This window comes from Marinomonas rhodophyticola (assembly GCF_026113935.1).
In the GTDB taxonomy this organism is placed as follows: domain Bacteria; phylum Pseudomonadota; class Gammaproteobacteria; order Pseudomonadales; family Marinomonadaceae; genus Marinomonas; species Marinomonas rhodophyticola.
Map to the genome: position 1 here is coordinate 866672 of NZ_JAPEUL010000007.1, position 13331 is coordinate 880002.

General features: G+C 43.8%; 6 protein-coding genes and 2 pseudogenes. 6 read left to right on the forward strand and 2 right to left on the reverse strand.

All coding sequences use genetic code 11. From position 1 onward, the window contains the following. Positions 1-31 precede the first annotated feature (31 nt). From fadB to ONZ52_RS13010, 4 genes and pseudogenes are all read left to right on the forward strand, one after another. Positions 32-2178, forward strand: a pseudogene (gene fadB, locus ONZ52_RS12995) (fatty acid oxidation complex subunit alpha FadB). 27 nt (positions 2179-2205) lie between these two features. Next, a complete protein-coding gene (fadA, locus tag ONZ52_RS13000) occupies positions 2206-3381 on the forward strand; it encodes an acetyl-CoA C-acyltransferase FadA (protein ID WP_265219068.1) in 1176 nt (391 codons plus the stop codon). Positions 3382-3563: 182 nt separating this feature from the next. After that, positions 3564-4529, forward strand: a complete 966-nt coding sequence (locus tag ONZ52_RS13005; protein ID WP_265219069.1) for a D-2-hydroxyacid dehydrogenase family protein — start codon at positions 3564-3566, stop codon at positions 4527-4529. Positions 4530-4583: 54 nt separating this feature from the next. Next, the gene (locus ONZ52_RS13010; RefSeq protein WP_265219071.1) at positions 4584-4997 is read left to right on the forward strand and encodes a hypothetical protein; all 414 of its coding nucleotides are present in this window, start codon (positions 4584-4586) and stop codon (positions 4995-4997) included. An 87-nt stretch (positions 4998-5084) separates the two neighbouring features. Here the strand turns inward: ONZ52_RS13010 and ONZ52_RS13015 are convergent, their stop codons facing one another. Both ONZ52_RS13015 and codA read right to left on the reverse strand, forming a co-directional pair. Further along, positions 5085-7121: a methyl-accepting chemotaxis protein gene (locus ONZ52_RS13015; RefSeq protein WP_265219073.1), complete on the reverse strand. Its 2037-nt coding sequence runs from the start codon at positions 7119-7121 to the stop codon at positions 5085-5087. A 186-nt stretch (positions 7122-7307) separates the two neighbouring features. After that, a complete protein-coding gene (gene codA, locus ONZ52_RS13020) occupies positions 7308-8564 on the reverse strand; it encodes a cytosine deaminase (RefSeq protein WP_265219074.1) in 1257 nt (418 codons plus the stop codon). Between the two features lie 268 nt (positions 8565-8832). Here codA and katG point away from each other — a divergent pair. Both katG and ONZ52_RS13030 read left to right on the forward strand, forming a co-directional pair. Next, a pseudogene (gene katG / locus ONZ52_RS13025) lies at positions 8833-11059 on the forward strand (catalase/peroxidase HPI). 262 nt (positions 11060-11321) lie between these two features. Continuing rightward, positions 11322-13202: a methyl-accepting chemotaxis protein gene (locus tag ONZ52_RS13030; protein WP_265219075.1), complete on the forward strand. Its 1881-nt coding sequence runs from the start codon at positions 11322-11324 to the stop codon at positions 13200-13202. The last annotated feature ends 129 nt before the right edge of the window (positions 13203-13331 follow it).

Here is a 13331-nt window from a genome sequence, read left to right on the forward strand (position 1 = left end):
GTCATCAAAATAAAAATAATGGGAGACCAGCATGATTTTCGAAGGACAAGCAATCAAGGTTGCAGTCGATGATGCCGGCGTGGCAACTGTCACTCTGGATTTGGTCGGTGAATCGGTCAATAAGTTCAATAGTCTTACCTTGAATGAATTGGCCGAAGCCGTTACTGCACTCAAACACATTGATGATTTGCAAGGCGTTATTTTTGCCAGTGCGAAAGACGTTTTTGTCGTAGGAGCAGACATAACTGAGTTTACTACTTGGTTTGAACTCGAAGAGGATGAATTGTCCGATAAACTTCGCCTTGCTCATACTATTTTCAACGACATTTCGAATCTATGTTGCCCAACGGTTGCTGCCATTAATGGTATTGCGCTTGGCGGTGGTATGGAGTTGGTGTTGGCCTGTGATTATCGAGTGATGGCGGATTCTGCGAAAATTGGTTTGCCAGAAACACAATTGGGTATCTACCCAGGTTGGGGTGGGACGGTTCGTTTGCCTCGTTTAATCGGCGCGGATAATGCTTGCGAATGGATTTGTGGTGGCGCTCAAAAACGCAGCGAAGAGGCGTTCAAAGATGGTGCGGTTGATGCAGTAGTCCCGGCAGCAAAAGTCAATGAGTCGGCACGTCATCTTATCCAACAAGTGCTCGATGGTAAGTTGGATTACCATGCACGTCGTGATGAATTGCGTGCTCCTATGGTGTTTTCACCTATTGAAAAAATGATGATCTTCGAGTCCGTTCGTGGTGTGGTTGGGGCTAAGGCGGGTAAACATTATCCTGCGCCTATGGCTGCCATCAAGACTATCGAAAAGGGCATTAGTCAGGATATGGAAAAAGCCATAGAGACAGAGATAAAAGGCTTTGTTAAATTGGCCAAAGGCCCTGTGGCTAAAGCGCTTGTGAATCTTTTCTTAAGTGATCAACAGATTAAGAAAACCGCAGGTAAGTACGCAAAAAATGCCACGCCAGTCAAACAAGCTGCTGTTCTGGGAGCTGGGATTATGGGGGGGTGGCTTATCAGTCCGCCTCTAAAGGCACGTCAATCATCATGAAAGATATTCGCCCTGAAGCCTTAGAGTTAGGTTTGAGTGAAGCGAATAAACTGTTTAATGGTCAGGTAGAACGCGGACGTTTAACAACAGATCAAGCCTTTAAAGCCATGAATGGTATTATTCCAGCGTTAAGTTATGGTGAATTTGAGCACGTTGATTTGGTCGTCGAAGCCGTTGTTGAAAACGTTAAAATCAAAAAATCAGTATTGGCGGAAGTTGAGACCAAAATTTCGGATGACGCCATTTTAACATCGAATACTTCAACCATTTCTATTACAGAATTGGCGAAAGATTTAAAACGTCCAGAAAACTTCTGTGGTATGCATTTCTTTAACCCTGTACATCGTATGCCATTGGTAGAAGTGATTCGAGGTGAAAAAACCAGCGATGCGGCCATTGCGAAAACCGTAGCCTATGCTCAAGCCATGGGCAAAACACCTGTCGTAGTCAATGACTGCCCAGGTTTCCTTGTAAACCGTGTATTGTTCCCTTACTTCGCTGGTTTTTCCTTGATGATGCAAGAAGGCGCTGATTTCCAAGTAGTAGATAAAACCATGGAGAAATTCGGTTGGCCAATGGGTCCGGCTTATTTGCTTGATGTGGTGGGAATTGACACGGCGTATCATGCCGATCAAGTGATGGCAGAAGGCTTCCCTGATCGTATGAAGCATGAAGGCACCAATGCCGTAGATCGTCTATTTGAATTGAAGCGTTTTGGTCAAAAGAATGGTCATGGCTTCTATCGTTACGAGGCAGATCGTAAAGGTAAGCCGAAGAAAGTTTTTAACGATGAAATTAATGACTTGCTTGCGCCTGTAGTGAGCTCTCATGCTGAATTGACAGAAGACGATATTGTGGCTCGTATGATGATTCCACTTTGTATCGAAACGGTGCGTTGTCTAGAAGAAAACATAGTCGCGTCAGCTGCAGAAGCGGATATGGGGTTAATTTATGGTATTGGTTTCCCTCCATACCTTGGTGGTGCCTTGCATTACCTAGACCAAATGGGACTGCAGGCTTTTTGTGATCTTGCAGACAAATACAGCCACTTAGGTAAGTTGTACGAGCCAACCGCGAAGATGCGTGACATGGCCAGTAACAACGACACTTTTTACGGCGCATAACTTCCCATAGGTTAGAGGAGAATTTTCATGAAACTGAATCCAAATGATGTCGTTATTATCGACGCCGTTCGCTCACCAATGGGTAAAACGAAAAATGGCGTATTCCGTAATGTACGAGCAGAAAATTTATCGGCAGCGTTAGTCAAAGCTTTGTTTAAGCGCAATCCAACGGTAGATCAAAAAGATGTGGAGGATCTTATCTGGGGGTGTGTGAACCAAACTCTAGAACAAGGCTTTAATATGGCTCGTGCCGTGTCTTTGTTGGCTGGATTGCCGATTACGAGCGCCGCTCAGACGGTGAACCGCTTATGTGGTTCGTCTATGTCTGCCATTCATACGGCGGCTCAAGCGATCATGACAGGCCAAGGTGATGTGTTTGTTGTTGGGGGTGTCGAGCACATGGGCCACGTGGGGATGATGCACGGCGTGGACGTTAACCCCGCACTGTCCAAACATATGGCAAAAGCCTCGATGATGATGGGGGTAACGGCGGAAATGTTAGGGAAAATGCACGGTGTGAGCCGTGAGGCGCAAGATGCTTTTGCCGTGCGCTCCCATCGTTTAGCCCATGAAGCGACGCTACAAGGTCGTTTTGCCAATGAGATTGTTTCTATAGAGGGTCATGATGCGGAAGGGAATAAGATCCTAGTGGAAGTGGATGAAGTTATTCGCCCAGAAACTTCGCTGGAATCTTTAGCAAGTTTGGCTCCTGTATTTATGCCAAAAGTCGGTACTGTGACCGCGGGTACTTCTTCTGCTTTGTCTGACGGTGCATCAGCTATGTTGATGATGTCGGCGAAGAAAGCACAAGAGTTAGGTTTAACGCCGATTGCCAAAGTACGTAGCATGGCGGTAGCGGGTTGTGATCCGGCGATTATGGGTTATGGTCCTGTTCCAGCAACGAAAAAAGCGCTAAAACGCGCGGGTTTGACGATTGCCGATATTGATATTGTCGAGCTAAACGAAGCCTTCGCTGCCCAGTCTATTCCAGTATTAAAAGATCTTGGTTTGCTGGATCTTGTTGATGATAAGGTGAATTTGAACGGTGGCGCGATTGCGTTGGGTCATCCACTTGGCTGCTCTGGGACGCGTATCTCAACAACTCTGCTCAATGTGATGCGCGAGAAAGACGCGACGATTGGCCTTGCGACCATGTGTATTGGTATGGGGCAAGGTATAGCAACGGTATTTGAGCGTGTGTAAGCCGTTTATTTTTACTTGCTTCGTGATGTCGTAAAAGGCTGCGATTAATCCTTAATGGTAATGTCTGTCTTTAGCCCCACCTAAATGTGGGGCTTTTTTTGCTCTGGCGTTTTGTATTAAGTTGACGGATGATAAGCGCAATTTATTAGGTGACAGCAATAGGATCGGAAGAGGGCTTTCTCGTGAAAATAGCGGTATTAGATGATTATCAAGATGCAGTCAAAGATCTTTCATGTTTTCGCATTTTGCAAGGCCATGATGTGCATGTGTTTAATGAAACCTTTAGCAAGACGGATGATTTAATCGATAAGTTAAAGGATTTTGAGGCACTTGTTCTGATACGGGAACGCACGGTGATTACGGAAGCTTTATTGGCCAGCTTGCCTAATTTGAAATTGATTAGTCAAACGGGAAAAATCAGTAATCACATTGATGCCAAACTTTGTCATAAGTACGGTGTGGCGGTGGCTGAGGGGGTGGGTTCGCCTGTTGCCCCTTCTGAGTTATGTTGGGGGTTAATTATGTCAGCCTGTCGACACATTCCTGAGTATGTTGCGCAATTTTCGCAAGGGAACTGGCAACAGTCTGGCTCTTTGGGGTTAGGACGAGTGTTGAATGGTTCTGTCCTAGGGATTTGGGGCTACGGAAAAATTGGACAGCGAATCGCACAATATGCCAAGGCTTTTGGTATGAAGGTGTTGGTTTGGGGTAGTGAAAGTTCTAGATCGTTAGCGCAACAACATGGATTTACTGCGGCAGCATCCAAAGCCGAATTTTTCCAAAGTGCAGATATTGTCACGCTGCATTTACGACTTAACGATGCGACCAAAGCGATTGTGACTCAGAAGGATTTGGCATTAATGAAGCCAGACTCTTTATTGGTAAACACCAGTCGAGCTGAGTTGATTGAAAGCGATGCCTTGTATCGTGAAATGTTGTCTAACCCGAGCAAACGTGCTGCAGTGGATGTTTTTGAAATAGAGCCTGCGACGGCTGCTAATCAACTGTTGTTATCTCTACCAAATGTGCTTTGTACACCGCACATAGGATACGTTGAAAAGGCCAGCTACGAATTATATTTTAATATAGCCTTTGAAAATGTCGTAGCTTTTGCCAATGGGAAGCCACAAAATATAGTATTGGTGTGAAACGTGAAATCGTTTCTTTTTTTGGTGATTTTTTAAACGCATAGGATAGAAATTATGAAATCTTGTTTGTCTGCATTGGTTGCGATAGTGCCTCTTATGGTTTCTTCTACGCAATTGGCGGCAGAGGACACCACCGAGTTACCCGTTTGTGAAAGTAAGGACATCACATCTTTTTCTTACATGGAAAACCTTCAGCCTAATTCTGATGTGGATGTGGGAGCGATTTATAAATCCAAAACACAAGAAGTGATCACTTTTGGTAAAAAGAACAAACTAGAAGAATTCCAAATAATAAGCCAAGACGCATCGTTTACGCCCAATAATTTTGGCGCTCAAATCAATATGAATTACACGGTGAGCTACAAGCCTAATTATGATGCATTCAATGCTTTTCGTAAGTTTGCCGACATGAGTACCGTTTCCACTTATCGCGTTGGCATGGAGAACTGCCCAACAGATAAGCCATAATGAATAAAATGACCTTGCTCTTTAACTGCGGTTAAAGAGCAAGGCTGTCTTTTTTAAGACGGTTCGTTTCTTACTCTCAGTAAAACATTACACTTTAAAATTTCCGACTTCGTTATTGAGTGTTTTATATAAATCCGTTATTTGTTTTGACTGTTTATTGATAAGGCTTGAGACGTCTTTTACGCCATCGGTCTGTTCTTTTAACAGCATGAGACTTTGATTGATATTATTAGACAATGCGGCTTGTTCATCGGTGGCTTGGGCTGTTTGGGATGCCAGCTGTTGTACTTTTTCAAATGAATGGTTCAAAGCATCAAATATGTTGATGACGTTATCAAAATTTGATGCTGTATTATCGGCATTGTTACGGCTGTTCTGAGTGGAAGTAGAGGATTCTCTGACATTACGTTTAAGCTGTTCTATGATGGTTTCTATTTCATCTGTGCTGTTTTGTGTTCGGGTCGCGAGCGTTCTCACTTCGTCTGCAACAACGGCAAATCCTCGACCTTGTTCACCTGCGCGTGCGGCTTCAATCGCAGCATTTAAAGCCAGTAAGTTAGTTTGCTCGGCAATATTTCGAATCACTTCGAGGACGGAAGATATATTTTCAGAGCTTTTCTCTAACTCTTGTGCTCTTTGTAATGACTTTTCAATATCATCAATTAAGCTAGAAATGGCTTTATGGGATGTGTTTACGGCTTGAATTCCTTGATTGGTTAATTGGCTAGACGTCGTTGCTTCCGTCGCGGTATCTCTTGCTACTTGCGCCATTTGTTGATTTGATAGATTCATTTCTTGGCCAGCGCTGATCATGGAGGTCGAAGCATTTACCAATGCTTGAGTGATATCGCTTGTCGTTTCAGAGGCATTTTTTAACTCGGCGGTCATGTTGCCTAGTGACGATGATTGTTTGTGTATATTGCTGATAATAGACCTAAGTTGCTCAACAAAATTATCGAACTCTTTGGCTAGATCCCCAAGTTCGTCTTTTGCACTTGAGTTTATTCGCTGAGTTAAATCACCGTCTCCTTCGGCAATCTCTTTAATTCGACGTCCCATGTTTTCCACATTGTTGGTGATTTTAAGTGGAATAAAATAACCAAAAATGAGCGCAAGAATAAAGGCGATTGATGTCACTATCATGGCTATTTTTTGGTTACGAGCAATGTTTTGTTTGGTTTGATCTTCAATGTGTCTTGAGTGGTTTCTGACCGATTCTCCCGCTTTGTCCAAAAGTGTGCGAATGGCGGCAAATTTCTCATCCGCTACTATGATTTCTTGAGGAAGTTTCTGTGAGGTTTGAATATTGGGGGAGTTTAGTTGAATTAGACTCTCTTGATACCATTCATCAAAAAGTACATCAAATTTACTATAGGGTTTCGTTAGTTCTGATTCATTAATAAGGTGACCACGATAAGCTCTGAACCTTTCTAAGGTTTGAGCCGCATTGAGTTTAAACTCTTCTTTGTTTTTTTCTTTATCCCCAACCCCATTAATGATTTTTTGTTGCGCTAGTCGTGCTTGATATAGGTCTCTGTCTGCATTTAATACCTCAGTGATGGCTTCTACGTAGTTATTAAGCTCCGAAGCTGAGTTTATTTGATCTTTTACATTGTTGGTGTGTGTGTGCAGATTTTCTCCCGCTTCATCAAGCATATTACGGATAGTATGGAATTTCTGATCTAGCTCTATCATTGCCTGTGAAAATTGAATGCTGCCTTTTGATGTGGCAAGTAGACTTTTGCTGGATGAAACCCATTCATCATAAAGTGAATTGAAAGATTCGAACGGTGTTAGCAGATCTTTTGGCTCATCGGCAAGGTACTGTCGATAAAGTTGGAAACGATCAAAAACTTGTTGGGCATTTTCGTTAAAGTCTGCTTCATTCTCTTGCTTTGGTCCTTCCCCATCGAGCATTTTCTCTTGTGCAAGTCGTGCTTGATAAATATCACGATCTGCATTGAGTACTTCTGAAATTGCCTCAAAATAGTGTTCTGCCTGTAATTTCATACTGCTCTTTTGCATGGTGCTCATGAGCATCATAAAAATAAACAGCGCGATTAAAATGACGGAGAGAAAGATGATGGGAAGCATCATCTTGATTCGAATAGAATGGATGCGCATTTATATAGTCCCTTACAATCTGATAAGTTCTTTACAGTCTAGGAAAGGATATTTGCAAGCGCAAAAATATAAATGAAGATTTTTTGTTATAGAGCAAAATTTATCGCGGGATGTCGTATTTGATACTGAAAATCCAGGGTAGATGAACAGAGAATAGGCTCATATTATCTACCCTGAAAGATTTTTCTACTCCATTTCATCAGTAATCCAAGGTGGAGAAATGATCTTAGAGGGCTGACGTTGCATGATGATTTTACCTTGACGAACGGACAGTAATACATCGCCTTGCTGACGTAAAACGCTGTAATCATCGTGCCCATCCAGCATTATAAAGTTTGCGGCATTGCCAACTTCTATTCCGTAACCTTGTAAGCACAAGGTACGAGCACTGTTGTCAGTGATCATGTCTAATGCCCGAGCGTAGTCTTGATATCCCATCATTTGGCAGATATGCATGGCGTAATCTAAGGTGCGAAGCAACTTACCATTGCCTAATGAATACCAAGGATCAAAGATAGAGTCCTGTCCTAGGCAGACGTTGATATTGGCTTCTCTAAGTTCTTTGACTCTCGTGACGCCACGGCGTTTTGGGTAGCTGTCAAAACGACCTTGCAAGTGAATGCTTTCCGTCGGGCAGGATATAAAGTTAATACCGGCGTTTTTTAATAAACGGAATAGCTTCGAGCAATAGGCGTTATCATAAGAATGCATCGCGGTGGTGTGGCTTGCAGTGACTTTGGATCCCATATCATGGAATAACGCTTCACAGGCAAGGAATTCTAAAAAACGAGAATTGGGATCATCGATTTCGTCGCAATGCACATCGATTAATCGATCGTACTTTTTGGCCAATTCTATAATCAGTTTGACAGATTTTTCACCCAATTCTCGAGTGTATTCGAAGTGCGGAATGCCACCAACCACATCGGCGCCAATGTCCAACGCTTCTTCCATCAGTTTTAAGCCATTGGGGTAAGACAACATGCCGTCTTGGGGAAAGGCTACCACCTGTAAATCAATTTTGTCTTTTAGCTCATCACGAAGCGCGCAAAGCGTGCGAACACCGACTAGGGTCGGGTCAGTGGTATCCGCATGAGTTCGAATAGCCTGTACGCCGTTTTGTACCAAAAGCTCTATGGTGGATAAGGCGCGACGTCGAATATCCGCTTCATTCAACATTGGCTTACGCTGACTCCAGCGTTCGATGCCTTCGAATAAGGTGCCGCTTTGGTTCCATTCTGGTTCACCAGCGGTTAACGCTGCGTCCAGATGAATATGTGGCTCGACGAAAGGAGCGCAAACGAGTTTTCCATTTGCATCAATATGGTTTTCTACTGAGACTAACCTATCGTTCTGAGGTGTTATCTTGCTGAAAATACCCTTTTCAATCTGAATAGAGAAAAGCTCTGAGCGGTGACGTAAACGAGCATTGATAATATGCATGATGCTTTCCTAAATCGTGAGTTAAGTCATGTTTATCTTAGTAAAGCATGCTTTATGTTGAATGAGTACTACTGCGTTTTCGTCATGTCGTGACATGGGAAATTAAGTCTTTTCTGTCTTAGCCTATTGGAATATTAGGTTTTATTTATTAGCAACTTGATCTATGAAGGGCTATAACTATTAGGACAAGAGAGAAGGGGCTGTGATTTTTCGTTATAAAGCTCACATAAAATGCAAAGAAAGTCAGTCAGGATAACAGGAGAATAATATGTCTAGTGAAGGTAAGTGTCCTTTTAACCACGGTGCAACGAGCGCAACAAGCGCTTGGCAATTTGCAGGTCGTGGGACCTCTAATAAAGATTGGTGGCCTAACCAGCTAAACCTAAAGATTTTGCATCAGCACTCAGCGAAATCTAATCCTATGGGTGAGGATTTTGATTACGCTAAAGAATTTAACAGTTTGGATTTAGACGCTGTGCGTCAGGATTTGTATGCTTTGATGACGGACTCACAAGATTGGTGGCCAGCAGATTATGGTCATTATGGTCCATTCTTCATCCGTATGGCATGGCATAGCGCGGGTACTTATCGTACAGCGGATGGCCGCGGTGGTGCGTCATCTGGTACACAACGTTTTGCGCCATTAAACAGCTGGCCTGATAACGTCAATTTAGACAAAGCTCGCCGGTTGCTTTGGCCTATCAAGCAAAAATATGGCCGTAAGATTTCTTGGGCAGATTTAATGATTTTAGCGGGCAACTGTGCATTGGAATCCATGGGATTTGAAACCTTTGGTTTTGCTGGTGGCCGTGTTGATGTGTGGGAGCCAGAAGATGATATTTACTGGGGCGCCGAAAAAGAGTGGTTAGAATTAAGTGGCGGTGAAAAAAGTCGTTACTCAGGTGACCGAGAGCTTGAAAACCCATTAGCAGCGGTACAAATGGGTTTAATTTACGTTAACCCAGAAGGTCCAGATGGTAAGCCTGATCCGTTAGCGTCAGCGCGTGATATTCGTGATACGTTTGCGCGTATGGCGATGAATGATGAGGAGACTGTTGCCTTAGTCGCGGGTGGTCATACATTTGGTAAAACTCATGGTGCAGGTGATGCTGCTCAAGTTGGGGTAGATCCTGAAGCCGCTGATATTACTGAGCAAGGTTTTGGCTGGCGTAACAGTCAGGGTCAAGGTAACGGCGTAGATACCATTTCAAGTGGCTTAGAAGGCGCGTGGACACCTAACCCAATTCAGTGGGATAACGGCTACTTTGACACCTTGCTTGGTTACGATTGGGAGCTGACTAAGAGCTCCTGCCGGTGCCACGCAGTGGAAACCTAAAAATGGTGCCTTAGCGGATGCTGTGCCGGATGCTCATGATGCATCGAAACGTCATGCTCCGATGATGTCTACAGCGGATATGGCATTAAAAGTAGATCCGATTTACGCGGAAATTTCTAAGCGTTTCCACGAAAATCCAGATCAGCTTGCGGATGCGTTTGCACGTGCATGGTTTAAGTTAACACACCGTGATATGGGACCAGTGTCTCGTTATTTAGGGCCTTTGGTTCCTCAAGAAGAGTTGATTTGGCAAGATCCGATTCCAGCAGTCAGCCATGAATTGGTCAATGAGCAAGATATTGCAGGTTTGAAGGCGAAAATATTAGCGTCAGGTTTGAGTGTCTCTCAGCTGGTGTCAACAGCGTGGGCGTCAGCGTCTACTTATCGTGGTTCGGATATGCGTGGTGGTGCAAACGGTGCTCGTATTCGTTTAGCACCGCAAAAAGACTGGGCTGTCAATCAGCCTGAGCAACTTGCTAATGTCTTGGCAACATTAGAAGCCATTCAAGTTGAGTTTAATAAAGCGCAGTCTGGCAATAAGCAAATTTCTCTTGCAGATCTTATTGTGTTGGCAGGTTCTGTTGGTATCGAGAAAGCGGCGAAAGCCGCAGATTTGGACGTGACAGTGCCGTTTACTCCTGGTCGTGGTGATGCCACTCAAGAGCAAACGGATGTGGACTCTTTTGCTGTTCTTGAGCCTATTGCGGATGGTTTCCGTAACTACCAAAAAGGCCGCTACACAGTGTCAACGGAAGAGTTGTTGTTAGACAAAGCGCAGCTGCTCACACTATCAGCACCAGAATTAACGGTGTTAGTAGGCGGATTGCGAGTACTAGGGGCTAATGTCGCACAATCCTCTCATGGGGTGTTGACACAGCAGCCAGAAACGTTAAGCAATGATTTCTTTGTGAATCTATTGGATATGGGAACGAAATGGTTCGCCACTTCTGAAAAAGAAGATGAGTTCCAAGGCCGTGATCGTAAAACGGGGAAAATTAAATGGACAGCCACGCGCGCCGATTTGGTGTTTGGTTCCAATTCTCAACTTCGTGCTATCGCTGAAGTATACGCTTGCTCCGATTCACAAGAACGCTTTGTGAAAGACTTTGTTGCTGCATGGACGAAAGTAATGGAGCTGGATCGTTTTGATCTAGTGTAATTTCTTGAGGGTATTTTGCCCTCTGGTTTAGTGTTGCCAACAGCCAGCCTCCGCTTTCTTTAGGATTGCGGGGGCTTTTTATTATTGGTTTAAACTTTAGTGACTACAAAAAACAACGGTTAAAAGGTGGTGCTTTGTAGAGCATTAAGATAAATTCCCTCAAATGCAATAATTATGGCGATTGTGTCGTTACTAAAGCTGACTAAACTTTGCAGGAAGCAGGATGTCGCTTGCTTAAATTTTTATTTGATAGGTAGAGCTTATGAAGGTATCCCATAAAGTTGTTTTATGTGCTTCCGTTGTCGTTGTGTTGGCGTTCTCGATTTACTCTTGGTTGCAATACTCAAGTCTTCGCGCCGCACTGTTTGAAAAAACCATGACCAGCACGCAAGAAAGTAGTAAAGCGTTGGCGTTACAGGTGGATAATTGGCTTAAAAATAAAATGGATTTAATCGAGTCAATCTCACAAACAATCGATGCCGATTTCAGTCCTGAGACCATTCAAAAAGCCTTTGATTTACCCATTTACCAAAAAGAATTTTTATTACTATTTGGTGGTTTGGACAGTGGTGGCCCTCGTTTTACGAACGATCCTAATTGGAACCCACCTGGTTGGGATGCTCGCAAGCGTCCTTGGTATGATATGGGGAAAAATCACAAGCAAGCTGTGTTGACCGAGCCTTATGTTTCTACAGAAGGGGATATTCTAATTTCTGTGATAGCCGATTTTTCGGACCGGGGGCAATTTAAAGGGGCATTTGGCGGAGATCTGAGTCTCAAAACTGTATCAGATGCGGTGAACACCCTGAATTTCAACGAGACCGGTTATGCCTTTTTGCTAAATAAATCTGGCAAGATCATCAGTCATCCCAATGCTGATTTGAATGGCAAATCTATAGCGGACTTATTGCAAGGAGGCGTGCCAGCCTTGAGTAATGGGTTGTTGCCAAATACGCTAGCAGATGGCACATCGGTTTATGTGTCGTTTAGTCCATTACCGAATTTATACGGGGCTGATTGGTACATTGGCGTGGTACTGGATGAGGCTAAATTATTTGCTGACGTGCGCTCCTTTGGCTGGATAGCCTTATGGAGTACCTTGATTGCCGGTTTGCTAGTTTCGATTATCTTGTATGTTGTGGTTACTCGTCTGTTGGAACCTTTGCGAGCTTTGCGTGAGTCTCTACAGGAGATCAATGGCGGAGAAGGGGATTTAACCAAGCGATTAGACATTATCAGCAATGATGAATTTGGTGCCGTATCGAGTGAGTTTAATAAGTTTGTTGATTATTTACAGCAAATGATACGTGAGGTAAAAGGGCGGTCTTTACGTGTCCGTGAAAATACTGATAAAACGGCGGCTTCCTCTGCACGTTCATCCTCAGAGCTTTATACTCAGTTAAACGAACTGGATCAATTAGCGACGGCGATGCATGAAATGTCAGCCACGGCTCATGATGTGGCGGATAACGCTCAAACGGCAGCCAGTCGCGCTAATCATGCCGATGCAGCAGCGAAAGAAGGCTCTCTTGTGGTGGAACGTACGACGGCTTCGATTTCACAGTTGACCGATAAAATGGGCGGTGTAGTCACGACCATCAATGAGTTAGTCGTATACAGCAATAATATCGAATCTATTTTGACGGTGATAACCGATATTGCTGATCAAACGAACTTATTGGCTTTGAACGCCGCGATTGAAGCGGCCAGAGCGGGCGAGCAAGGTCGAGGGTTTGCCGTTGTTGCGGATGAGGTGAGAACATTAGCATCGAAAACACAAGAATCGACCGAACAAATTCAGAAAATGATTCAGCAACTTCAAAATGGCGTGAGAGGGGCTGAGAAAGTCATTCTTGAAAGTCGAGAAAGTGCCAACGCTACTCAGCACATTGCGAATCAGGCGAAAGCATCGTTAGAAGCCATTCGTGCCAGTATTAACGAAATTAATGAAATGACGGTACAAATAGCGGCAGCAGCGGAAGAGCAAAGTGCAACGTCGAACGAAATTAATCGTAACACGACGAATATTCGTGACATCAGTCAGTCAGTTTCTGATGCGGCGACTGAACAATCTGCTTTGTGTGAAACCATGGTAGAAATTACTATTGAGCAAGCAAAATCCTTGGATAAGTTTAGGGTGTAACGCGAGTTCGATCTGTTTAAGGTGGGTTGGGCTTTTGTCCCCAGCCTGCCTTTTTTATTGCGCTTTCGTTGATGTTTCTATCGCTCTTTACTCTTTTACACTTCCTTTGCTATATCATTTTACTTAATA

Excerpts from the sequence above, each read along its gene's own strand:
- fadA (WP_265219068.1), top strand. The coding sequence starts at position 2,206 with ATGAAACTGAATCCAAATGATGTCGTTATTATCGACGCCGTTCGCTCA.
- ONZ52_RS13010 (WP_265219071.1), top strand. The coding sequence starts at position 4,584 with ATGAAATCTTGTTTGTCTGCATTGGTTGCGATAGTGCCTCTTATGGTT.
- ONZ52_RS13015 (WP_265219073.1), bottom strand. The coding sequence starts at position 7,121 with ATGCGCATCCATTCTATTCGAATCAAGATGATGCTTCCCATCATCTTT.
- codA (WP_265219074.1), bottom strand. The coding sequence starts at position 8,564 with ATGCATATTATCAATGCTCGTTTACGTCACCGCTCAGAGCTTTTCTCT.
- ONZ52_RS13030 (WP_265219075.1), top strand. The coding sequence starts at position 11,322 with ATGAAGGTATCCCATAAAGTTGTTTTATGTGCTTCCGTTGTCGTTGTG.